Here is a 22,643-nt window from a genome sequence, read left to right as displayed (position 1 = left end):
GGCCAGGAGGGAGACCTATGCTACTTGGGTACTGGGTCGGGGATGCGTTGGGATGAAACCCCTACTCCTCAGGCTCGGGCAAAGGCCACGGCTTTCTCGAACTGCTCGGGAGTCGGACGCACGCCGGTATAGAGCACGAACTGTTCCAGGGCCTGGATGGCGATCACCTCCAGGCCCGTGATCACCCGCTTGCCTTTGGCACGGCCACGCACGATCAGCGGTGTTTCGCTGGGGATCGCTACCACATCGAACACAGTCTCGGCAGAATCCACCGCGTCGGCATCAAACGCGAGCGCATCCGCCTCGGCGCCACCGGTCATGCCAATGGGGGTGACGTTGATCAGCATCTGTGGGCGCAGGTCGCCCAGTTCGGCCTGCCACGCATAGCCCAGGTTTTGCGCCAGGGCCCGGCCTGCCGCCGCGTTGCGCGCCACTATGACGCCATTGGCGTAGCCGCCATCCCGCAAGGCACTGGCCACGGCCTTGGCCATGCCGCCGCTGCCCCGCAGGGCGAAGGTCGAGTCTTTCGGCACCGCGTGCTTTTTCAGCAGTTGTTCAATGGCGATGTAGTCGGTGTTGTAGGCCTTGAGGTGCCCGTCGGTGTTGACGATGGTGTTCAGGGAGTCGATGGCCTGGACTGAATCGTCGAGTTCGTCCACCAAGGCAATGGCAGCCTCCTTGAACGGCATGGAAACCCCGCAACCGCGTACGCCCAGCGCGCGGATACCACCGATCGCGCCGGGCAAATCCTGGCTGCTGAAGGCTTTATAGTAGAAGTTCAGACCCAGCTGTTCGTACAGGTGGTTATGAAAACGCAGGCCAAAATTCCCCGGGCGCGCCGACAGAGACATGCACAGTTGGGTGTCTTTGTTGGGGTGCATCTGCATGGGTAGCTCCTTTGAGTAAGCAAATCGGTACAGACCTTACACAACCTTTACCTAGCGGCTGTGCTGTTTTTTAGAAATACGTTGTCTTAAAAGTATCCCCGCGACATTACTTGAGTCTATTGATGACAGACCACAAGCGCTGGGGCTAACCGAGGAATGACCATGATTCGTACAATCCCCAAGATCGCCTTGCTTGTTGGCGCACTCGCTATGGCAGGCCAAGCCTCCGCCCACGGTGGTGGTTGGGGTGGCCCGGCTGTATTGGGTGCTTTAGTCGGCGCCGCAGTCGTGGGCTCCGTGGTTGCCAGCCAGCCGCGTGAGGTCTATGTGCAGCAGCCGGTGTATGTGCAACCGCAGCCGGTGTATGCCGCGCCGCCGCCGGTCTACTACGCACCGCCGCCACCGGTGTATGTGCAACAGCAGGTTTATTATCGCCCGGCGCCGGTCTATTACGGCCCACCCCGTGGCTACTACGGCCCTCCCCACGGCTACTACCGTCGCGGCTGGTAACGACTCATCTGGAAACAGGCCCCGCAGGTTGCGGGGCCTTTTTTTGCCTGAAAAGTCCGGATTTACAGCGCCAAGGTCGCTTTGAGGACACTGATAGAGCTGAAATCGCACATCATCAACACCAATGTCTACTTGCCCGAACAGGCCTCGCGCTGTCATGTTTGTGTCACGACATACTTCCACTATCGATTCTGTCCACCCAATAACAACAAGGACGACTGACCATGCCCACGCAAAACCCGCACCGCACCGCCGGCCTTTGTACGTCCAGCAAGGTCTACAACGCCCTCACCGAGCTCAAGCACCTGGAAGGCCACCGCAGCGCCAAGTTCCTCGCGCTGCTGGCAGAAAACCTGGTGCGCAAGGGTTTGGTCAGCGAGCAGGAAGTGGTGAACATGCTCGATCAGGTGGTGGACTGACGCCTCGCGTCGATGTCGACTATCAAGACAGGTGATTTTTCCTACGCAGGCCCAACCCGTAAGGTGACCCCCATAGCAATTGGAGGTCCTTATGCCCACTGTTCAGATCATGTCCGTCATCGGCAGCGCCGTCCCCGCCCGCCTTCGGGAGTCGGGTTTACTCGCCTGCTGGTACCTGGTGCGCGATGGCGAAGCCATCAGCGGCCCGCTCACGTCCTTGTCGGCCGCTGAAAAACAACTGCAACAGGCCTCGAACTTCAGGCTGCATGCCTGAGGTTCAGGGTAATGGCAACTTGACTCGCGGCTTGCTCTCCACGAACAGCGCCCAACTGGACATGAACAACGCCGCCACCAGTGGCCCGATCACGAAACCGTTCAAGCCAAACACCGACAGACCGCCCAGGGTCGAGATCAGGATCAGGTAGTCGGGCATCTTGGTGTCCTTGCCCACCAAAATCGGGCGCAGCACGTTGTCCACCAGGCCGATCACAAACACGCCAAACAGCGCCAGCACCACGCCCTGCCAGATCGAACCGCTCAACAGGAAGTAGGCGGCCACTGGCCCCCACACGATCCCCGCGCCCACCGCCGGCAGCAATGACAGAAATGCCATCAGCACCGCCCAGAGCAACGCACTGGGGATATCCAGGAACCAGAAGATCAATCCGCCCAGCGCGCCCTGGGTCACGGCCACCAGCACATTGCCCTTGACCGTGGCACGCACCACCCGGTTGAACTTGAGCTGCAACCGGCGCTTCTGCGGCTCGGCCAACGGCACCGCCGTGCGCACCTTGCGCACCAGTTCCGGGCCATCGCGCAGCAAGAAGAACAGCAAATACAGCATGATGAAAAAGCTCACCAGGAAATCAAACGTGCCCTGCCCGAAGCTGAACGCCTGGGTTGCAAAGAACTGGCTGCCCTGCATGGCGCTCTTGACGATTTTCTCGCGCAAACCTTCCAGGTTGCCCATGCCAAAGCGGTCCAGCAGGTGCTGGAAGTACGGCGGCAACACATTCTTGAATTGCTCGATATACCCCGCCACGTCCAGCTTGCCGCTTTCGACATTCTTATAAAGCGTCGCGCCCTCTTGCACCAGCAAGGCGCTGGTGATGATCACCGGCAGGATCGCAATGACCAGGCAGGCGCTCAAGGTGGCCAGGGAGGTGAAGTTGCGGTTCCAGCCAAAGCGCAGCTGCAGGCGACGCTGCATAGGGGCAAAGATGATGCCGAGGATCACCGCCCAGAACACCGCGCCATAGAACGGCAGCAGTATCCAGATAAAGGCGACGGTCACCAGGCCCAGCAGCAACAGCAGGGTTTTGAATTGCAGGTTGGTTTGATTCATGTCCGGTCCATGTCAGAAAAGCAGAGGGCCCATGTAGGCCCTGTTGCTTAGTCCGCAGCGAAACCTGGGAGTGCCCTCGGTTATTGAACAAGCATAGACCCGCCCACAGCGCGTGGATCGACACCATCGTGCAATGTTCGCTGCCCCTGCCCCGTGATGAGATTGGCGTGCACTTGCAATACTCCATCACGCTCCCACCGGGGCTCTGTCAAACAGAGAGGCCATCATGCTTTTACACATGTCCACCTGGGCTGAAATCGAGCAATTTCTTGAACGCAGCCGCACCATTGTGATTCCCATCGGCTCCAACGAGCAGCACGGGCCCATTGGCCTGCTAGGCACCGACTGGATGTGTCCGCAGATCATTGCCCACCAGGCACAAGAAACGTCGGATATCCTGATCGCCCCCACCTTCAATATCGGTATGGCCCAGCATCACCTGGGCTTTGCCGGCACCATCACGTTACGCCCGTCGACGTTTATCGCGGCCATTGAGGACTGGGTGCTTTCCCTGGTTGCCCACGGCTTCGAGAAGATCCTCTTCCTCAATGGCCATGGCGGCAACATTGCCTCGATCGAAGCGGCATTTTCGCAACTGTATGCCCGCGCCAGTTTTGCCAGGCAATCCGCCGGGTTCGCCTTGAAACTGAGCAACTGGTGGGACCTGGAAGGCGTTGGCGCACTGGCCAACCGACAGTTCCCCACCGGCCACGGGATCCACGCCACGCCGTCGGAGATTGCGGTGACTCAATGGGCCTACCCGGACGCGATCAAGTCGGCGACCTATTCGCCGCAAATCGCCAATTCCGGGCCGATTCGCGAGGCCCATGACTTCCGCGCACGCTTCCCGGACGGCCGCATGGGCTCGGACCCGGGCCAAGCGACGCCGAAAAAAGGCGGTGAGCTAGTCAGGCTGGCGGCCGAAAGCCTGGTACGCGAGCTGGAGGCATTCAGCCACGAATCAACTCCGCTCGGCCCGGTCAGCGCCTCGACTAACAACTGCTAACACCGCCTAACTGGTGGCCAACGCGGCCAGGCATCACTCTTGAATCTCATCACCGTCAGCATTCAAGAGGGATGCAACCATGACCGAAGGTTATCGCGGCAATTGCCTGTGCAAGGTGGGCCGTCTCGGCAATGAAAGGCTGTGCACATTGATGGAGCATGTGCTCAACGGTGACCGAGGCGCCGTGTGGCGACTGTGGGACAACGTCACACCGTTGTTGGTGGCTTTTTATGAGGGCCAGGCACAGGCCGGGCGGATTCGCCATGAAAACATCCAATACCTGGTACGTGAAGCCTTCCTGGCCGTGCTGGAAAATGCCGCAGGCTACGACGCTGCCACGCCGTTCCGAGCCTGGTTGCTGGAGATCGCCCGTACGACGCTGTTGGGATATCTGCCGTCCACCAGCGTCACCCCTCTGCTGAATTCGCCATCTATCCAGTGGGCAATTTGACTTTCCCACTGCCGTCGATTCTTCCCAGGAAATGCCCATGCTGAGCATCGAAAAAATTCTGTATTCCGGCCACACCTCTACCACAGGCGGTCGAGAGGGCGCAGGGCGTAGCGTGGATGGCCGGCTGGGTATCAAGCTCTCCCCGCCCGGTGCTCCGGGGAGCGGCACCAACCCCGAGCAACTGTTTGCGGTGTGCTGGTCGGCATCGCTCCTGGCCGCGCTGCGCCATGCCTGCAATGCCCGAAAAATCCTGTTTCCGGCCACGGCGGCGATTGATGCCCAAGTCGACCTGCTGCACGGCGCACAGGGTTTTTTCTTGCAGGCGCACCTCAGCGTTTCGTTGCCCGAGATAGAACCCGAGGTAGCCAGGCAATTGATTGAAGCGGCCCACCAGAACTGCCCCTATTCGAAAGCCACACGCCGCAACATCGACGTCAGCTTCACCCTGAACTGAGGTTCAGTGACTCGATACCTACGTGCAATCGCGGTGCCCTGAGGGGTCTGGTTTGATGCTCCCTGACACAACAATCAGAAACAAGGGGACTTGAGCATGAAAAAACTGACGACAGCCGCTGGCGCACCCGTGGTCGACAACAACCATTCGCAGACCGCCGGCCCCCGCGGCCCCGTGTTGTTGCAGGACGTCTGGCTGCTGGAAAAACTGGCGCACTTCGACCGTGAAGTCATCCCCGAGCGCCGCATGCACGCCAAGGGCTCCGGCGCGTTCGGCCGGTTTACCGTCACCCAAGACATCACCCGGTTCACCAAGGCCGACCTGTTTTCCCACGTGGGCAAGACCACGGATATCTTCGTGCGTTTTTCCACCGTGGCCGGCGAGCGCGGCGCTGCCGATGCCGAGCGGGACATCCGTGGTTTCGCCATCAAGTTCTACACCGAGCAAGGCAACTGGGACCTGGTGGGCAACAACACCCCGGTGTTTTTCCTGCGCGACCCGTTGAAATTTCCCGACCTCAACCACGCCGTCAAACGTGACCCTCGCACCCACATGCGTAGCGCGCGCAACAACTGGGATTTCTGGACCCTGCTGCCCGAAGCCCTGCACCAGGTCACGATTGTGATGAGCGACCGAGGGTTGCCGCAGTCCTATCGACACATGCATGGTTTTGGCAGCCACACCTTCAGCTTTATCAGCCCGGCCAACGAGCGTTTCTGGGTGAAATTCACCTGGAAAACCGCGCAAGGCATCCACAACCTCACCGACGAGCAGGCCAGCCAAGTGGTCGGCGACGACCGTGAAAGCGCCCAGCGCGACCTGTACACCAGCATCGAAGAGGGCCGCTTCCCGCAATGGACGCTCCACGTGCAAATCATGCCGGAGGCGGATGCCGGCACTTATGCGATCAACCCGTTCGACCTGACCAAAGTCTGGCCGCATCAGGACTATCCGCTGATCGAAGTGGGTGTCCTGGAGCTCAATCGCAACCCCGACAACTACTTCGCCGACGTCGAACAAGCCGCTTTCAACCCCGCCAACGTGGTGCCGGGCATCAGCTTTTCGCCGGATAAGATGCTGCAGGCGCGCCTGTTCGCCTATGGCGACGCGCAGCGCTACCGCGTCGGCGTGAACCATCATCAGATCCCGGTGAACGCCCCGCGTTGCCCGGTCAACAGCTACCACCGCGACGGGCAGATGCGCACCGACGGCAATGCCGGCAGCACCCTCGGCTACGAACCCAACAGCCACGCGCAATGGGTGGAGCAACCCGACTTTCGCGAACCACCGCTGGCCCTGGAAGGCAGCGCTGCGCATTGGAACCACCGGGAAGACACGGACTATTTTTCCCAACCCGGCGCACTGTTCCGCTTGATGAGCGCCACCCAGCAACAGGCCTTGTTCGACAACACCGCGCGTTCCATCCAGGGCGCCAGCCCCCAAGCCAAAGCGCGCCATATCCAGCACTGCACGCAAGCCGATCCTACCTATGGCGCGGGTGTTGCCCGCGCCATCGAACTCTTAGGGTGAGCCAGATGGACCATATCGATCACATTATGATTGTCGACGACGATCGTGAGATCCGCGAACTCGTCGGCAATTACCTGAAGAAAAACGGCTTGCGCACCACGGTGGCCTCGGACGGTCGGCAAATGCGCGCCTTGCTCGATGCCACGGCGGTGGACCTGATCGTGCTCGACATCATGATGCCGGGCGACGGTGGGCTGGTGCTGTGCCGCGAGCTGCGTGCGGGCAAACACAAAGCCACGCCGATCCTGATGCTGACCGCACGCAACGACGAAACCGACCGCATCATCGGCCTGGAAATGGGCGCCGATGATTACTTGGTCAAACCCTTCGCCGCCCGCGAGCTGCTGGCGCGCATCAACGCCATATTGCGCCGCACCCGCTCACTGCCGCCCAACCTGATCGTCAGCGAAGCCAGCCGCCTGGTGGCCTTCGGCAAATGGCGGCTGGACACCACCGCACGCCACCTGATGGACGCCCAGGGCACCATCGTCAACCTGAGCGGCGGCGAATACCGCCTGTTGCGGGTCTTTGTCGACCACCCCCAGCGTGTACTGAGCCGCGATCAATTGCTCAATCTCACCCAGGGCCGCGATGCCGACCTGTTCGACCGCTCCATCGACTTGCTGGTCAGCCGCCTGCGCCAGCGCCTGCTGGATGACGCGCGCGACCCGGCCTACGTCAAGACAGTGCGCAGCGAAGGCTATGTGTTCACCTACCCGGTGGAAATCCTGGGAGAAGCCTCGTGAAACGGCTGCGCTGGCCGCGCTCCCTGGCCTCGCGCCTGACGCTGATCTTTCTGACCAGCCTGGTGATCGCCCACGGGCTTTCCTTCGGGCTGCAGTTTTATGAGCGTTACCAAAGCGCCATGTCGCTGATGCTGGGCAATTTCGAACAGGACATCAGCACCTCGGTAGCCATGCTCGAACGCCTGCCCGCAGAAGAGCGTCAAGCCTGGCTGCCTCGCTTCGAACATGCCACCTATCGCTACCAACTGGATGAAGGCCAGCCTGGCCAGCCGATGGACATGACCACCGCGCCCGCCTCGGTGCACTCGATGGTGGCCACCCTGGGCCAGGACTACAGCCTGACCTTCAATATCATCCCCGACAAACGCCCGCATTATCAGGCGCACTTGCGCCTGCGCGATGGCACGCCGCTGACCATTGATGTGCGCCCACAAGTCTCACCGCTGTCGCCCTGGCTGCCGCTGTTACTGGGGGTGCAGCTGTTGCTGCTGCTCGGCTGCACCCTGCTGGCCGTGCGCACCGCGACTGAGCCGCTGACACGCCTGGCCAATGCGGTCGACCGCCTGGACCCCAACGGCGGCGGCGCGCGCCTGGATGAGAACGGCCCCACCGAGGTGGCCTACGCGGCCGTGGCCTTCAATACCCTGCAGGAACGCATCGCCACCCACATCAAGGAACGCATGCAACTGCTCGCGGCTATTTCCCACGACCTGCAAACCCCGATCACGCGTATGAAACTGCGTGCCGAGCTCATGGAGGAGTCGGTGGAGCGGGAAAAACTCTGGAATGACCTCAGTGAAATGCAGCACCTGGTCCAGGAAGGCCTGGCCTATGCACGCAGCATGGACGGCACCATCGAGGCCAGTCGCCGGGTCGACCTGCATTCGTTTCTCGACAGCCTGGTGTTCGACTATCAGGACGTCGGCAAACAGGTGGTGCTCACCGCGCCCACCAGCACCGTGATCGACACCCGCCCCCACGCACTGCGTCGGGTGCTGGTGAACCTGGTGGACAACGCGTTGAAGTTCGGCAGCGACGTCACGGTCAACGTCGAGCACCACGCCGATGCGCATCTGTCGATCCAGATCCTTGACCGTGGCCCCGGCATTCCCGAGGCGCAACTGCCCGACGTGGTCAAGCCGTTCTATCGCGTCGAAAGCTCGCGCAACCGCACCACCGGCGGCACCGGGCTGGGCCTGGCCATTGCGCAGCAGCTGGCGCACACCCTGCAAGGCGGTCTGACCCTTTACAACCGCGAGGGCGGCGGGTTGTGCGCGCAGTTGCTGCTGCCTCGCTGCCAGTCACCCATGCCGTCAGTCGCGGACCAGAAAGTCGCGCGGTGAAACGCCGATCGCGCGGCGAAACATCGCACTGAAGGCACTGGCGCTCACATACCCCAGGTCCTGGGCGATCCGGCCGATGGGCTCGCCATTCTCCAGCCGTTCCAGGGCACAGGCCAGGCGCACCTGCTGCACCCACTGGCGGTAGGTCAGGCCGGTTTCCTTGAGAAACAAGCGGATCAGCGTGCGTGAACTGGCGCCGACCTGGTCAGCCCAATACGCCACCGTGTGGGTTTGCCCAGGTGTTTCAAGTATCGCGCGGCACACCATCAGCAGTCGGCGGTCGAGCGGCCACGGGATCTGCAACGGCAAGGTGCGCGCGGCGGCCAGCTCGCTGAGGATCAGCGCCACCACGTGACTATTGCGGCCTTCAAGTTCGTACTCGATCGGCTCATTGGCCAGCACCAGAATCAGCTCACGCAACAGCAGCGATACATCGACGATCCGGCACCGGTCACCGAAACCGGCGGCCGCGTCGGCCTGGATATAGATCGAGCGCATCTGCACCGGCGTCAGCATCAGTTGATCGTGTTCTTCTTCGGCGGGAATCCACAGTGCCCGTTTGGGTGGCAAGAACCACAGGCTGCCCTGGGCAACGGCGCGCATCACCCCACTGACCGCATACAGCAACTGGCCGTGGCGATGGGTGTGCGGCGCGTTATAGGCACCGGCCGCCTGGTTGCGCACAAGGGCCATGAGCACACGGGGCACGTCCTGGTAATCCAGGTAGTCCTCGCTGCGTCCGTTCATTTCGACGGGTTTACCGACGGCGCGGGCATCTTGCTTCATGGTGGGCTCATCGCATTGTCACTTTGTCGATATAAGCTGGCATTTGTCGATTCTTGCACATTGCTACGATCGGTTCGACTTCCACGACCCGAAGAGCCCGTCGACATGACCTCCACTGACAAGCACAGCCTGGCAGCCGTCCTCGGCCTGTTGGTGCTGTCCATCGCCCTGCGCCCCGCCATCGTGTCCATCGGGCCGATCCTGCTGTTGATCCAGGACCAGTATGGGTTGAGCTTTACCCAGGCGGCGCTGCTGACGTCGATCCCGGACGTGTGCATGGGTGTGCTCGCCCTGCTTGCGCCAGGCTTGAGCCGACGCTTTGGGTCGGACCGCTGCATGATTGCGGCCCTGGTGCTGATCGGTGCCGCGTGTCTGCTGCGGGCGGTCTCGCCGAATGCCGCGCTGCTGCTGCTGAACACCTTTGTGATCAGTGTCGGCATCGCCATCGCCGGCGCGTTGATGGGGGGCTGGATCAAAACCCACTTTGCACACCGTCCGGCGTTTTTCATGGGTATTTATGCCGCAGGCTTGAGTGTCGGGGCCACCCTTTCTGCGCTGTTCACCGCGCCCATCACCGAACTCGCCCACAGCTGGCGTGTAGGCGCCGGTGCATGGAGCCTGTTGAGCGTCACGGCGGTGATCAGCTGGGTGTGGATGGCCCGGCGTTTCGCGGCCGGTGCGCCTCGGCTGGCGCCAGCACCGGCCCGGTCGATCCGACTGCCGTGGCGCAATCCCCAGGCGTGGCTGGTGGCGCTGTACTTCGGTGCCAGCCAGTTTGTGGTCTATGCCCTGTTCGCCTGGCTGGCACCGTCCTCCACGGAAACGGCCGTCACCCACCTGTCCGCCGGCACCTTGCTGGGGCTGTTCACCGCTGTATTCGCGGTTGCCAGCGTCGGCGCCGGCCTGATCCCCGGCAAGGCCCATGACCGTCGCGGCCTGCTGGCCGTCTGCACATTGATCGCGCTGTTGGGCACCGCAGGCATGGCGTTTGCGCCGACGGCGTGGCCAACCCTTTACGTGTTGCTGGTGGCGATCGGCCTGGGCATGGCGTTCACCGTGGGCATGACGCTGCCACTGGACAATGCCAGCAGCCCTGCACAAGCCGGTGCCTGGACGGTATTCATGCTGTTTATCGGCTATCTGGTGGCCGCCTTGGGCCCGCTGTGTTTCGGTGCATTGCGCGACCACAGCGGCAACTACAGCCTAGCCTACGCCATGCTGTTTGCCGTGCTGGTCTTCATGCTGTGCCTGACGCCGATGCTCAAACCGGCCCAGACCAACGCCCTCGCGCCGCACGCGGCCGAGGCTGTACGGACTTGAACCAACGTTGGGATCTCCTATCATGCTCAGACCGAAACAGGGTTCCAACCCCCTTGAATACACCTTCCTCTTTTCGAGAGCGCGATAACCGTGGAGTCCGCCCCTGACGACCTGCATGAGGCCGCGAGCCTGGACTTTGCCTTCGGCCCTTTTCGCGTGGTTCCGGGCAAACGCTTGCTCACGAAAGATGGCGCGGCATTGGATATCGGCGGTCGTGCCCTCGACCTGCTGATCGCCCTGCTCGAACGCCCAGGACGCGTGGTGTCCAAACGTGAACTGATCAGCCTGGTGTGGCCCGACATCATCGTCGAAGAAGGCAGCCTGCGTTTTCACATGACCGGGCTGCGCCGCATTCTGGGCGATGGCGAAGACGGTGCACGCTATATCAACACCCAAGTCGGCGTTGGCTACGCGTTCGTCGCGCCGATGGAGCGCGCGGCGCGCCCTTTGCCTGCCCCGTACAGCCACCCTCGAGTGGCCAATGGCGTCGGCCGCCTGCCGCCGCGCCCCAGCCTGATCGGGCGCCACGCCGATGTGGCGCTGGTGATGGAGCGGCTGCGACAACCCAAGCTGTTCACCATCGTCGGCCCAGGCGGCGTGGGCAAGACCAGCCTGGCCGTGGAAACCGGCCACTGCCGCGCAGAGAAAGACGCCGTGCACTTCGTCGACCTGGCCCAGGTCGAGGATCCGGACTTGGTGCCCATCGCCCTCGCCAGCGCACTGGGCATTGCGGTGCAGGCCGAAGAACCGATGCAGGTGTTGCTCGCCCACCTGCGTGCGCAACGGTTGCTGCTGATCATCGACAATTGCGAACACCTGATCGATGCGGTCTGCGCCCTCGTTGAACAGATCCAGGATGCGGCCCCGGGCGTGGCCCTTCTCGCCACCAGTCGCGAACCGCTGCGGGCGCGCGGCGAGCACGTGTATCGGCTCGACCCGCTGGCCTTTCCCAGCGAGTTGCAGGACTTGAGCGTTGAACAACTGCTGGGATTTCCCGCCGTGCAACTGTTTGTCGAGCGCGTGTACGCCAGCAATGCCGCACTGGCCCTGGCACCCGGCGATGCACGTCTGATTGCCGACATGTGCCAACGCCTGGAAGGCATGGCGCTGCCCATCGAATTGGCGGCAGTGCGCGTGGCGGTGCATGGCGTACACGCCACTCACGCCCTGCTCGGCGAGCGCTTTTCCCTGGGATGGGCCGGTCGCCGGACCGCGCTGCCACGGCATCAGACGCTGCGCGCAATGCTGGACTGGAGTTACGACCTGCTCTCGGCCAATGAACGCCTGGTGTTCGAGCGGCTGGCGGCATTTGTCGGACCGTTTGCCCTGGAGGCGGCCTCGCACATTGCCGCCGACGACTGGATCGACCCCGTCAGCGTGGCCGCGACCCTGGATGAGCTGGCCGCCAAGGGCCTGGTCACCGTGAACCGCAGCAACGCCACGGCCTCTTACCGCTTGCTGGAAATGACCCGCGCCTATGCGCGGGAAAAACTCCAGGTGCGGGGCCCATCCGAGGTGCACGCCCTGGCCTTCAGGCATGCGGCGTACCATATGGAGCAGCTCAAGCACCTGGGCGACACCCCTCACGCGATCTTCGCCAGCGCCACGCGGCTGGGTTGCCAGTTGGGCAATATCCGCAGCGCGCTGGAGTGGAGCTTCGGCCCTCAGGGCGACCCCGGCCTGGCACTGCCGCTGGCGGCGGCGAGTGCACAACTGTTCCTGCATTTTTCCCTGTTGGTGGAATGCCGCACCTGGTGCACCCGCGCCACTGAGTTGCTGGAACTCGGCTACTTCGGCACGCCCACCGAAATGGAACTGCAAGCCGCCCTGGGCCTGGTGCTGATGTTCACCAAGGGCAACAGCGCCGCCGCAGAAAAAGCCCTGTTACGCGCCCTGGACATTGCCGTGAGCCTTGGCGAGCACCGCTCGCAACTGCGCCTGCTGGGGCGTTTACAGATTTTCTACGAACGCATTGGTGACTTTAAGGCGTCCCTGGCCTGGGCCGAACGCGCCGTGGAGATCAGCGCAGTGATCGCCAAGCCGGAAGCCATCGCGGTGGCCGCCTCCCTTGCGGGCATCTGTTATCACTTGCTGGGGGACCAGGCGTTGGCGCGCCACGCGTTGGAACACTCCCTGCGCAACAGTGTGCCGTCGCAGCGCAGTCTGACCATTCACTACGGCTTCGACCATCGCAACCGCACCGGCCTGGCCCTGGCGCGCACCCTGTGGCTGATGGGCTTTCCCGACCAGGCCAGGCGAGGCGCCCAGCAGGTCGAAACCGAAGCCGCCGCGCTGGACCATGCAACCACCTATTGCATCGCGCTGGTCTGGACCCTGCAGATTTACATCTGGACCGGTGACCTGCACACCGCCGCCGAGCGCCTGCACACCTTCAAGTCCATTGCCGAAGCCAACGCCTTCGGCCCCTATATCGCCGCAGCCATGGGCTTTGGCGCGGCGGTCGCCATCCGCGCAGGCCAGCCCGGCAATGCCGTCGCCGTCCTTGAGGAAACCCTGGCCCGCCTGCACGGCATGCGCTACGAATTGCTGACAACCTCCTTCGAGATCGCCCTGGCCGAGGGCTTGATCCTGGAAGGGCAATTTGAAAAGGCCCTGGTACAAGTGAAGGCGACCATCGAACACTGTCGACACAGCGGCGATGCCTTCCCCCTGCCGGAACTGCTGCGCCTCCAGGCCAGCATTCATAAGGCACAAGTGCCCGGCGACAACAAACGGCCTGAGACACTGCTGGAAGAATCCTTGAGCCTGAGTCAGCAGCAAGGCTCACGCAGCTGGGCGTTGCGCAGTGCCATCGACCTGGCCGCGCTGTGGCAGGCGCAAGGTCGTGGCAGTGAGGCCCAGCGTTTGCTGGGCCAACACCGCGAGCAGTTTTCGGAAGGCTTTGATACCCAGGACCTGCGCCTGCTACAGGCGCGCCTGGACGATGCTCAACGTACCTGAAAAAGCCTCAGGGCTTGGCCAAAGGGCGCAATGGGCGGAAGGCCTCGCGCAGTTCCTCGCTGAACAGTTGCGGCTGTTCCCAGGCGGCGAAATGCCCGCCCTTGCTGACCTGGCTGTAGTAGGACAACGAGGGATAGGCGCGCTGGGCCCAGGTTTTCGGGGCCTGGTAGATCTCGCGGGGGAACGCGGTAATGGTAACCGGAACCTTGATGGTGTCGGTCTTCTGCGCTGCGGCGCTGAAGTTATTGTTGTTGTTCTCCCAGTAGAAACGCGAAGACGCCGCACCGCTGTTGGTCAGCCAATACAGGCTGATGTCGTCGAGCATTTCGTCACGACTGAGCACACGCTCGGGCTTGCCATCACTGTCGGTCCAGGCGGCGAATTTCTCGTACATCCAGGCGGCCGTACCGGCCGGCGAGTCGGCCAGCAGATAGCCGATGGTTTGCGGGCGAGTGACCATCATCGCGCCGTACGCCGCGTTGCGCCCAAAGAAGGTACTCAGCGCGTTGTAGGCCGTGCGCTCAGGTTCGGTGAGGTTGGCGGGCGCCGGTTCGCCACTGTTGATCGGCTTGACCAGTTCAGGCGGCACGGTGGCCGGCATGTTCAGGTGAATGCCGAGCAAACCGGGGGGCGCCAGGCGGCCCAGCGCGTCGGAGATCACCGAGCCATGGTCGCCCCCCTGGGACACGTAATGCTGGTAGCCCAGGCGTTTCATCAGCACATCCCAGGCCTTGGCGACCCGGTCCGGGCCCCATCCCAGTTCGGTGGGCTTGCCGGAAAAACCGTGGCCTGGGATCGATGGGATCACCACGTCGAACGAATCTTCGATGCGGCCACCGTAGGCGACCGGGTCGGTCAGCGGGCCGATGGTTTTGAGGAATTCAAATTGAGAACCCGGCCACCCGTGGGTAAGAATCAACGGCAGCGCGTTCGGATTGCGCGAGCGCACATGAATGAATTGGATGTCGACCCCGTCAATGGTGGTCATGAACTCAGGCAGCGCATTGAGCTTGGCCTCGGCCTTGCGCCAGTCGTAACCATTGCCCCAGTACTTGACCAGTGCCTGTACCTGCGCCAATTGCACGCCCTGGGAGGTGTCGTTGACGGTTTCCTTATCCGGCCAGCGGGCGGCGGCGATGCGTTTATGCAGGTCGGTCAGTTGGGTTTCATCAACGTGAATGCGGTAAGGACGGATGGCGTCGGTGGCCGCCCACGCGGCCTGGCTGCCGGCGAGCAGCGCCAGGCCGAGCAACGAGGCCCGGCAGCGAAGCCGCAGGTAATGGGACGAAGCTGCAAGCATGATGAATCTCCTGTCGTGGCACTGCGCCCTCGTGGCCCGTGCAAGACCGATCAGACCATCGGCGTTTGCCGCGGACGATTGCACGTAGGTGTCGGTCGATACCTTTGTATGACTTGCCAGCAGAAGCGCCCGATGCTGCCATCCACCCTCGATAAATAAAGGACCCAAAACCAATGAGTGGGCAGGCAATCAGTTCGGCTACACCGGGCATTCCGACGTGGCGCGCTGCGTGGATCGTGGTGGGGCTGTGCTTGCTGTTCAATGTGATCGACGGCCTGGACGCCATGGCCATGGCGTTCACGGCCAGCCGCGTGGCCGCGCAGTGGTCATTGAGCGCGGCGCAAATCGGCCTGCTGCTCAGCGCCAGCCTGGTGGGCATGGCCTGCGGCTCGTTGGGGGCTGCGCCGATGGCCAACCGGCATGGACGCCGCCGGGTGTTGCTGGCGAGCCTGATGCTCAGCGGCATGACCATGGTGCTGTGTTTCTGGAGCCAGGGTTATTGCACTTTGCTGTGCCTGCGCTTGCTCACGGGTATCGGCGTGGGCGCGGTGTTGGTGGGCGCCAATGTCCTGACCCACGACCATGCACCGCCCACCCGTCGCAGCCTGGCAATTGCCTTGCAATCGGTGGCCTTTGCGCTGGGCGCCACCTTGGGTGGGGTGCTGGCCCATCTGCTTAATGACGGCCTCGGTTGGCGTTATGTGTTCCTGGCAGGGGGCGGCCTGACGCTGTTGGTCGGCGTGGCCGGCGTGCTGTGGTTGCGCGAGTCTGCGTCGCAGGTAGCGCTGGCGGCCGAGCGGCCAGGCCAAGGTTATCGCGGTCTGTTCAGCCACGGACGCTGGGCATCGACCTGCACCTTGGCCTGCGTATGCTTTTTGCTGATGTTCGGGTTTTATTTTGTGATGAACTGGACCCCCATGCTGCTGACCCATAGCGGTTTTTCCGCACGCCACGGCATCACCGGCGGCATGTTGCTCACGGTTGGCGGCATGTTCGGTGCACTGCTGTTGGGCTTGGGTGCAATTCGCTGGGGCTGCAACCGGTTGCTGTGCATGTGCCTGCTGCTCAATGCCGTGCTGATGCTGCTGATGGTGACGGCCACGCGCATACCGCTGCTGGCGATTGCCACGGGGTTCACGGCCGGCCTGTTGCTCTATGCCGCCATTGCAGCGCTGTTTGTGCTCGCGCCCCAGACGTTCGACAGCTCCGAACGTACGCGCGGCGTGGGCCTGGTGCTGGCCGCGGGAAGGCTGGGGGCCATTGTGTCGCCCACGTTCGCCGGTGTACTGCTCGACGCCCAGTGGCGTCCCCAGGATCTGTTTACCTTCTATGCGGGCAGCCAATTGCTGGCTGCCCTGCTGATCTGGCGCAGGCGCCGGCCTAGGCTTGAGGCAGGATAATCAGCTTGCCTGTGCTGCGGCGTGACTCGATATCCCGATGTGCCTGGTGCGCCTGCGCCAATGAATAATGCTGGCCGATGTTCACCTTGAGCCTTCCAGTACTTACCCAGGCGAACAACTGCTGCGCGCGGGCCAGCAGGGTCTCGCGGTTACGCACATGATGCATCACCACCGGGTAGGTCAGCTTGACGCTGCGCTGGATGGAAAAGATATCGATCGGCGCAATCGGGTCCATGAACGGGCCGAAAAGGGCCAAGGTGCCGAAGTAATCCAGCAGATTGAGTGACTCGTTGAAACCTTCATTGCCGGTGCCGTCATACACCACATTTACCGCGTGCTTGCCCACCAGGCGTTCGACCTGACCGGCGATATGCCCGGCGTGCCCGATCACCACGTAATCGGCGCCAGCCGCCAATACGCTGTCAACCTTGTCGGCATGGGAAACCCGGCCAATCGCCTGGCCGCCGAGCAGCTTGACCATCTGCGTCAGCATCAGCCCTACTCCCCCCGCCGCAGCGTGGATGAATGCCACGTCACCCTTCTGGATCGCGTGCACGTCAAACACCAGGTTGCTCGCGGTGAGGCCTTGCATCATCAGGCCGGCGGCGGTTTCGAAGCCGATGTCATCGGGCAACGGCACCAATTGGCTGACCGGGGCGATGACCTGTTGCGCATAGCTGCCAGGGACGTAATACCAGGCCACCCGATCACCGGGTGTTACCTCAGTCACCTCCGGCCCGACGGCCAGCACCACGCCTGCGCCCTCTGCGCCCAGCGTCAGCGGCAACGGGCTGGCGGCGCCGAGACCTCGGCGCGCGCCGGTATCCATGAAATTCACCCCGGCGGCCATGACCTGAACCAGTGCCTGCCCAGGCCCTGGCCGGGCCAGTGAAACCTCTTGCACGGCCAAGACTTCGGGGCCGCCAAATGCGTTGATCATCACTGCTTTCATCGTGTTCACAGCCTTCAACATCCGTCAGCGTCGGATGACGCCAAACCTGCCGCCATGCTGTGCAGCACGTGTATCTGCGGCATGTCGGCAAAGCAGCAGGTTTGAATGACTGTGTAACGTCAGTCACGCTGGATACAGTGGCTTACGTTCACACCAGGTTGAGCACCACATCGATGTTGCCACGCACCGCCTTAGAGTACGGGCATGTCTGGTGGGCACCTTCAATCAGCGCCAGCGCCACATTCCGCTCCAAGCCCGGCAGGCTGACGTTCAAGCGTGCCCGCAGGAAGTAAGCGTCGCCCTCCATGCACAGGTCGACTTCAGCATCGATGGCCACGTCAGCCGGCAACTCGACCTTCAACTTGCGCGCCGCCAACCCCAGGGCGCCGTTGAAACAGGCCGACCAGCCGGCCGCGAACAGTTGCTCGGGGTTGGTACCGCTGCCTTTGGAGCCCGGCGGGGAATGGAGGATGTCCAGGCGCCCGTCGTCGCTGCGCGAGGTGCCCCCGTCGCGGGCACCGGTGGTGTGGACTTTGGCGGTGTAGAGTACTTGTTTGGCGGTCATGGCAGAGCTCCGGGAAATTGAGGAAAGCGCACTCGGGATGCGCGACTCAATCAAAACAGCATTCGTGCCCGCCATCGATAACACGATGGTATCGTTTGCCTGCCCGCCAGCGTGGGCATGCGACACCTAAGTATGATGGGCGAACAGCCGCCCACAGGGCATTCTCTGCGCACGGCGCCTGTCACTAGAGAACCGGTATGTCGAATGAATTCGATCGCGTCGTCGATGCACTGCCTGGGGTGGCCTTCACCGCCGTGGCGGACGGCAGCGTCGACTACGTCAACCAAGGCTGGTGCGCCTACACCGGACACAGTGCCAGCGCAGCCATCGGCTGCGGCTGGCAGGCGGCCGTGCACCCGGACGACCTGCAGACCACGCTCAACGCCTGGCGCGAGGCGGTACGCAGTGGCGAGCCCTATCGCAAGGAACTGCGCCTGCGCCAGGCGGACGGTGCCTACCGCTGGTTTGTCAGTGACGGCAAGCCGATGCGCGACAGCCAGGGCCGGATCCTCCGCTGGTGGGTGATCAGCGTGGACATCAACGAGCAAAAGCGCGACAAAGCCTTGATCGCCCACGCACTGGCCGAAGTCAGCGCCTCGGAAGACCGCCTCAGCAACATCATCAACGCCATTCCCGGATTTGTCTGGAGTGCGGCGCCCGACGGCAGTGTCGGCTTCGTCAACCAGCGCTGGTGCGACTACACCGGCATGAGCCTGGACGAAGCGCGCGGCGATGGCTGGGCGCGCTCGGTCCACCCCGACGACGCCGAGCAACTGGCACAGTATTGGGGTGCCCTGCTGCAGTCGGGCGAAGCCGGAGAGTACGAGGCGCGGTTGCGCCGCTTCGACGGCGACTACCGCTGGTTCCTGGTGCGCGCGGTACCGCAACGTGATGCGTGGGGCGTGGTGCTGCGCTGGTACGGCGAGAACACCGATATCGAAGACCGCAAGCGCGCCGAAATGCTCGCGGCGAGCATCGCCATCGAACGCCGGTTATCGGAAGAAACCCTGAGCAAGGTGCGCGCGGAGCTGGCGCACCTGACACGTGTGGCGAGCCTGAGCACCGTCACCGCCTCGATTGCCCACGAAGTCAATCAGCCGCTGGCCGGCATCATCACCAATGCCAGCACCTGCCTGCGCATGTTGGGCGCCGACCCGCCGAATGTCACCGGTGCCCTGGAGACCGCGCGGCGTACCATTCGCGATGGTAACCGCGCCGCCGAGGTGATCAACCGCCTGCGTGCGCTCTTTTCGAAGAAATGCATCACCCTCGAACCAGTCGATTTGAACGAGGCGGCACAGGAGGTCATCGCCATGCTGCTGGGCGAATTGCAGCGCAATGACGTGAAGCTGATCCCGGAATTTGCCGACGCGCTGCCCACCGTCAACGCCGACCGCGTGCAACTGCAACAAGTGATCCTCAACCTGATCCTCAATGCCACCGAGGCGATGAACACCATGACGGGTCGTTCGCGGTACCTGCATGTCACCACCGGGCTGGATGAACAACAGAGCGTCTACCTTGCCGTGAAGGACAACGGCAATGGTTTCGACCCGCAGGATGCCGAGCGCCTGTTCCAGGCGTTCTACACCACCAAGGCCACCGGCATGGGCATTGGGCTGTCCATCAGTCGCTCCATTATCGAGCGCCATGATGGCGTGTTGTGGGCCACCGCCCATGACGGCCCCGGGGCCACTTTCCGATTTGCCCTGCCGCGCATGACCGACCAGGACGCCGACTTGACCAAGGAGGGAATCTGATGGAACAGCCTGTTCTTATAGCGGTTGTCGATGATGACGAATCGGTGCGCGAATCCCTGCCGGACCTGCTCCGGGAGTTCGGTTTTGCGGTCGAAGCGTTTTCCTCGGCGCCAGCGTTCCTGGCATCGCCCCATGTGACGGGCACGCGCTGCCTGATCCTGGATGTGGCGATGCCAGGCATGTCCGGCCCGGAACTGCACGCCACCCTCCAACTGCGCGGCCATGGCATTCCGGTGATCTTTATCACTGCCCATGGCGATGCCGGCGACCGGCTCAAACTGATGCGCACCGGCGTGGTGGACTGCCTGATGAAGCCGTTCAGCGAAGCGCAATTGCTCAAAGCGCTGAGCGCGGCCTTTCCAGTCCTCTGAACCGCTCCAGCAGGGAGCTATCTTGAAGGAGCTATCATGATGTATTCGACTCACCCCATCGCCCATGCACGCAGAGCCGCGCCGATGACCGACACCCAGCCGATCGTATTCGTTGTCGATGACGATGTTTCTGTGCGCGAATCCCTGGAGCTGTTGATCCGGTTCGCCCAGTGGCAGCCCCGGCTGTTCGAATCGGCCCAGGCGTTTCTGAGCCAGCCGCGTGCAGACGTGCCCACCTGCCTGGTGCTGGACATCAACCTGCCCGACCTCAACGGCCTGGACCTGCAAGCCGCTATCGCCAACGAACGCCCGGACACGCCGATCATTTTCATCACCGGCTACGGCGACATCCCTCTGACGGTGCGCGCCATGAAGGCGGGGGCGGTGGAGTTCCTGACCAAGCCGTTCAATGATGACGTGCTTTTGACCGCGATTGCCGGTGCCCTCGAAAAGAGCCGCACCCTGCTGGACCAACAGGATCAATTGCGCGTCCTGCGGGCGGCCTACGCCACCCTGACGCCACGGGAGCAGGAAGTGATGACAAGGGTCGTCGCGGGGCATATGAACAAAGTCATTGCCTGCGACCTGGCGATCAGCGAGATCACGGTCAAGGCCCATCGGGGCAAGGCAATGCGCAAAATGAAGGCCCGCTCGTTGGCGGACCTGGTCAAGATGGCGGCTTTGCTGGCAAAGCCGCTGCATTGAGTCACTGAGGGGCCTTGGCCTCGTTCAACAGCGTCTGGATCATCTGCTCCTGCGCGTCATAACGACCTTCGCCAAAATGGGTGTAACGCACCTGCCCCTTGGCGTCGATCAGGTAATGGGCGGGCCAGTACTGGTTGTCGAAATTGCGCCAGATCGCATAGTTGTTGTCGATGGCCACCGGGTAGGTGATACCCAGCTTGCGCACCTGGTCCTTGACGTTGCCGATGATGCGCTCATAACCGTATTCCGGGGTGTGGACGCCGATCACCACCAAACCGTCCTTCTCGTATTTCTTCGCCCATTGCTTCACATACGGCAGGGTGTGCTGACAGTTGATGCAGTCGTAGGTCCAAAAATCCACCAGCACCACTTTACCTTTCAAGGATTCGCGGGTGAGTTCGGGTGAGTTGAGCCACTCGACCGCACCGGCCAGCGATGGCATGGCGCCCTTGGTATTGTCCCGCGCCGGGTCGGCCTTGACCTTGCTCACCACGTAATCCACCACTTTGGGCACGTTTTCCAGCACGCCTTTTTCCAGGCTGCTGACCCCTTCGGACGATGTGCCGGCGAGCAGGGTCTTGTCCGCTCCGGTGGAAATCACCACCGCCGCCGCCAGTACCGCCACCCCGGCACCACGGCGCAGCCAACCGGTCACTGGAATAGAGGCCTTGAGTCGATTGACCAGGCCACGCCCGGCAAAAATCAGCGCACCCAGGGACAAGGCGCTGCCCAGGCCGTAGGCCACCAGCAACAGGCTGGTCTGCGCATTGGCGCCTTGCAGCATTGCGCTGGTCAGGATCACACCCAGGATCGGCCCTGCGCAGGGCGCCCACAGCAGGCCTGTGGCGACGCCGATCATCACTGACTTCAGCGGACCGGACAGCGTGCGGCTGTCAGGATCGATACGGTTGCCCAACAACACGAAGGGGCGCGCCAGCCAGCCACCGACCCGCGCCGAGATCAGCGACAGCGCAAACAGCCCCATCACGATCAGCGCCAGGTGGCGGCCGGTGTTATTGGCCTGTATCACCCACTCCGTGCTGACCACCGCCAGGCTGGACACCAGCGCGAAGGTCAGGACCATGCCGCCGAGGGTCAACAGGATCGAACGGCGGGTGCGGTCGACGCCGGCGAACAGAAACGGCACCACCGGCAGGATACAGGGGCTGAGGACGGTCAGGATGCCGCCCAGGAATGCGATGAGTAGCATGGTGTTTACCTTATCGAGTGGGGAGACGGCGTCACGCTGTCTGGTGGTCCAGCGCCTGGCCGAGCGGTGTGCGGCGGCTGCCGTCCTCTACCAGCAGGTCATGGCCGGCGGCGTGTTGCACCGGCGTCAGTTGGAAGCAGGTGCTGGCGGCGCAGCTGCTTTTCTCCACGGCGGCGTTGGCGTGCACGGCAGTGCCGGCAAGGGCAAAGGCGGTGGCGGTCAAAAAGCGGGTCAGCGGGTTCATGGCGGTCTTCCTGTGGCAAACAATGGGAGGGGACAGCGGGACTCAGTTATCGCCGACGCAACCGTCGCCGAACTTGAGGTAATCCAGCACCTGGGTCTTGTCGTGGGAGTCCAGGTAGGTCATGCGCGCATTCACCACGCCGCAGGTGGACTTGGAGTCCTGGCTCATCGATACCACTTGCTTGATGTCCAGGTGCGTGCCGTAGTTGTAGGTCTGAGCGGTAACGGCGGCTTCGGCGCGGGCCGACAAGGTGCAGATGTTCAGGGCGGCAAACAGGCAGGCGGCGTAGATGGCTTTGGTGTTCATGGTGGTTGACTCCAGGTTCTCAGGGTTGGAGGCGGTGTGCCTCGTTGGAATCAATTAAAAGCCCCTGAGGTA

The 22,643-nt window shown here is 62.7% G+C and carries 24 protein-coding genes; 15 read left to right on the top strand and 9 right to left on the bottom strand.

Annotated elements, in window-relative coordinates; genetic code table 11:
• Window positions 1–68: 68 nt before the first annotated feature.
• A complete protein-coding gene (locus KUA23_RS10610; RefSeq protein ID WP_078047791.1) occupies window positions 69–887 on the bottom strand; it encodes a shikimate 5-dehydrogenase in 819 nt (272 codons plus the stop codon).
• 156 nt (window positions 888–1,043) lie between these two features.
• On the opposite strand from KUA23_RS10610, the gene KUA23_RS10605 reads away from it, so the two are divergent.
• The 3 genes from KUA23_RS10605 to KUA23_RS10595 all read left to right on the top strand — a co-directional run bounded on the left by KUA23_RS10605 (window position 1,044) and on the right by KUA23_RS10595 (window position 2,090).
• Window positions 1,044–1,397 carry a hypothetical protein gene (locus tag KUA23_RS10605; protein WP_068931763.1) on the top strand — a complete coding sequence of 118 codons (354 nt, stop codon included), beginning with the start codon at window positions 1,044–1,046 and terminating at the stop codon, window positions 1,395–1,397.
• Between the two features lie 224 nt (window positions 1,398–1,621).
• Window positions 1,622–1,816 (top strand): hypothetical protein, encoded by a 195-nt coding sequence (locus KUA23_RS10600; protein ID WP_068931762.1) that lies wholly within the window; start codon window positions 1,622–1,624, stop codon window positions 1,814–1,816.
• A 91-nt stretch (window positions 1,817–1,907) separates the two neighbouring features.
• Complete coding sequence (locus KUA23_RS10595) at window positions 1,908–2,090, top strand: hypothetical protein (protein WP_078047790.1); 183 nt, start codon at window positions 1,908–1,910, stop codon at window positions 2,088–2,090.
• Window positions 2,091–2,093: 3 nt separating this feature from the next.
• Here KUA23_RS10595 and KUA23_RS10590 read toward each other — a convergent pair whose 3' ends face one another.
• Complete coding sequence (locus KUA23_RS10590) at window positions 2,094–3,161, bottom strand: AI-2E family transporter (RefSeq protein ID WP_078047789.1); 1,068 nt, start codon at window positions 3,159–3,161, stop codon at window positions 2,094–2,096.
• Window positions 3,162–3,387: 226 nt separating this feature from the next.
• Between KUA23_RS10590 and KUA23_RS10585 the strand changes: the two genes are divergently transcribed.
• The 6 genes from KUA23_RS10585 to KUA23_RS10560 all read left to right on the top strand — a co-directional run bounded on the left by KUA23_RS10585 (window position 3,388) and on the right by KUA23_RS10560 (window position 8,691).
• Window positions 3,388–4,167 (top strand): creatininase family protein, encoded by a 780-nt coding sequence (locus KUA23_RS10585; RefSeq protein ID WP_099494540.1) that lies wholly within the window; start codon window positions 3,388–3,390, stop codon window positions 4,165–4,167.
• A 79-nt stretch (window positions 4,168–4,246) separates the two neighbouring features.
• Window positions 4,247–4,618 (top strand): RNA polymerase sigma factor, encoded by a 372-nt coding sequence (locus tag KUA23_RS10580; protein WP_099494538.1) that lies wholly within the window; start codon window positions 4,247–4,249, stop codon window positions 4,616–4,618.
• 37 nt (window positions 4,619–4,655) lie between these two features.
• Window positions 4,656–5,072 (top strand): Ohr family peroxiredoxin, encoded by a 417-nt coding sequence (locus tag KUA23_RS10575; RefSeq protein ID WP_252993898.1) that lies wholly within the window; start codon window positions 4,656–4,658, stop codon window positions 5,070–5,072.
• Window positions 5,073–5,168: 96 nt separating this feature from the next.
• Entirely contained in the window at window positions 5,169–6,602 is a 1,434-nt protein-coding gene (locus KUA23_RS10570; protein WP_214498436.1) for a catalase, read from the top strand.
• A 5-nt stretch (window positions 6,603–6,607) separates the two neighbouring features.
• Entirely contained in the window at window positions 6,608–7,348 is a 741-nt protein-coding gene (locus KUA23_RS10565) for a response regulator (protein ID WP_252993897.1), read from the top strand.
• Window positions 7,345–8,691, top strand: coding sequence for a sensor histidine kinase (locus tag KUA23_RS10560; protein ID WP_252993896.1), 1,347 nt, complete (start codon window positions 7,345–7,347; stop codon window positions 8,689–8,691). The genes KUA23_RS10565 and KUA23_RS10560 overlap by 4 nt, the downstream gene beginning before the upstream one ends.
• Here KUA23_RS10560 and KUA23_RS10555 read toward each other — a convergent pair.
• Window positions 8,662–9,477 (bottom strand): AraC family transcriptional regulator, encoded by an 816-nt coding sequence (locus tag KUA23_RS10555; RefSeq protein ID WP_100491101.1) that lies wholly within the window; start codon window positions 9,475–9,477, stop codon window positions 8,662–8,664. The genes KUA23_RS10560 and KUA23_RS10555 overlap by 30 nt on opposite strands.
• Window positions 9,478–9,582: 105 nt before the next feature.
• Between KUA23_RS10555 and KUA23_RS10550 the strand changes: the two genes are divergently transcribed.
• Window positions 9,583–10,797: an MFS transporter gene (locus KUA23_RS10550; RefSeq protein WP_252993895.1), complete on the top strand. Its 1,215-nt coding sequence runs from the start codon at window positions 9,583–9,585 to the stop codon at window positions 10,795–10,797.
• A 90-nt stretch (window positions 10,798–10,887) separates the two neighbouring features.
• Window positions 10,888–13,758, top strand: a complete 2,871-nt coding sequence (locus tag KUA23_RS10545) for an ATP-binding protein (RefSeq protein ID WP_252993894.1) — start codon at window positions 10,888–10,890, stop codon at window positions 13,756–13,758.
• A 7-nt stretch (window positions 13,759–13,765) separates the two neighbouring features.
• Here KUA23_RS10545 and KUA23_RS10540 read toward each other — a convergent pair whose 3' ends face one another.
• Complete coding sequence (locus tag KUA23_RS10540) at window positions 13,766–15,058, bottom strand: epoxide hydrolase family protein (protein ID WP_100491103.1); 1,293 nt, start codon at window positions 15,056–15,058, stop codon at window positions 13,766–13,768.
• A 173-nt stretch (window positions 15,059–15,231) separates the two neighbouring features.
• Here KUA23_RS10540 and KUA23_RS10535 point away from each other — a divergent pair, with 173 nt between their 5' ends.
• Window positions 15,232–16,458, top strand: a complete 1,227-nt coding sequence (locus tag KUA23_RS10535; protein ID WP_100491104.1) for an MFS transporter — start codon at window positions 15,232–15,234, stop codon at window positions 16,456–16,458.
• Here KUA23_RS10535 and KUA23_RS10530 read toward each other — a convergent pair.
• Both KUA23_RS10530 and KUA23_RS10525 read right to left on the bottom strand, forming a co-directional pair.
• Window positions 16,439–17,398, bottom strand: coding sequence for a quinone oxidoreductase family protein (locus KUA23_RS10530; RefSeq protein ID WP_346356395.1), 960 nt, complete (start codon window positions 17,396–17,398; stop codon window positions 16,439–16,441). The two genes, KUA23_RS10535 and KUA23_RS10530, sit on opposite strands and share 20 nt — an antisense overlap.
• Before the next feature lie 160 nt (window positions 17,399–17,558).
• Window positions 17,559–17,975, bottom strand: coding sequence for an organic hydroperoxide resistance protein (locus KUA23_RS10525; RefSeq protein WP_099494521.1), 417 nt, complete (start codon window positions 17,973–17,975; stop codon window positions 17,559–17,561).
• Window positions 17,976–18,172: 197 nt separating this feature from the next.
• Between KUA23_RS10525 and KUA23_RS10520 the strand changes: the two genes are divergently transcribed.
• The 3 genes from KUA23_RS10520 to KUA23_RS10510 are packed head-to-tail and all read left to right on the top strand — an operon-like array spanning window position 18,173 to window position 20,811.
• Window positions 18,173–19,735, top strand: a complete 1,563-nt coding sequence (locus KUA23_RS10520) for a PAS domain-containing sensor histidine kinase (protein ID WP_252993893.1) — start codon at window positions 18,173–18,175, stop codon at window positions 19,733–19,735.
• Window positions 19,735–20,106: a response regulator transcription factor gene (locus KUA23_RS10515; RefSeq protein ID WP_099494518.1), complete on the top strand. Its 372-nt coding sequence runs from the start codon at window positions 19,735–19,737 to the stop codon at window positions 20,104–20,106. Before KUA23_RS10520 ends, KUA23_RS10515 begins: the two co-directional genes overlap by 1 nt.
• Before the next feature lie 39 nt (window positions 20,107–20,145).
• Entirely contained in the window at window positions 20,146–20,811 is a 666-nt protein-coding gene (locus tag KUA23_RS10510; RefSeq protein ID WP_099494517.1) for a response regulator transcription factor, read from the top strand.
• Window position 20,812: 1 nt separating this feature from the next.
• Here KUA23_RS10510 and KUA23_RS10505 read toward each other — a convergent pair whose 3' ends face one another.
• From KUA23_RS10505 to KUA23_RS10495, 3 genes are read right to left on the bottom strand one after another with little or no spacing between them, the layout of a single operon-like run.
• Complete coding sequence (locus KUA23_RS10505; protein ID WP_252993892.1) at window positions 20,813–22,021, bottom strand: cytochrome c biogenesis protein DipZ; 1,209 nt, start codon at window positions 22,019–22,021, stop codon at window positions 20,813–20,815.
• A gap of 31 nt (window positions 22,022–22,052) precedes the next feature.
• A complete protein-coding gene (locus KUA23_RS10500) occupies window positions 22,053–22,265 on the bottom strand; it encodes a hypothetical protein (protein ID WP_078047787.1) in 213 nt (70 codons plus the stop codon).
• Window positions 22,266–22,307: 42 nt separating this feature from the next.
• Window positions 22,308–22,571 (bottom strand): DUF2790 domain-containing protein, encoded by a 264-nt coding sequence (locus KUA23_RS10495; RefSeq protein WP_038845122.1) that lies wholly within the window; start codon window positions 22,569–22,571, stop codon window positions 22,308–22,310.
• Between the last annotated feature and the right edge of the window lie 72 nt (window positions 22,572–22,643).

Source organism: Pseudomonas pergaminensis (genome assembly GCF_024112395.2).
Taxonomy (GTDB): domain Bacteria; phylum Pseudomonadota; class Gammaproteobacteria; order Pseudomonadales; family Pseudomonadaceae; genus Aquipseudomonas; species Aquipseudomonas pergaminensis.
Note: the sequence above shows the minus strand (reverse complement) of the source record. Positions and strands in the feature narration are given on the sequence as shown.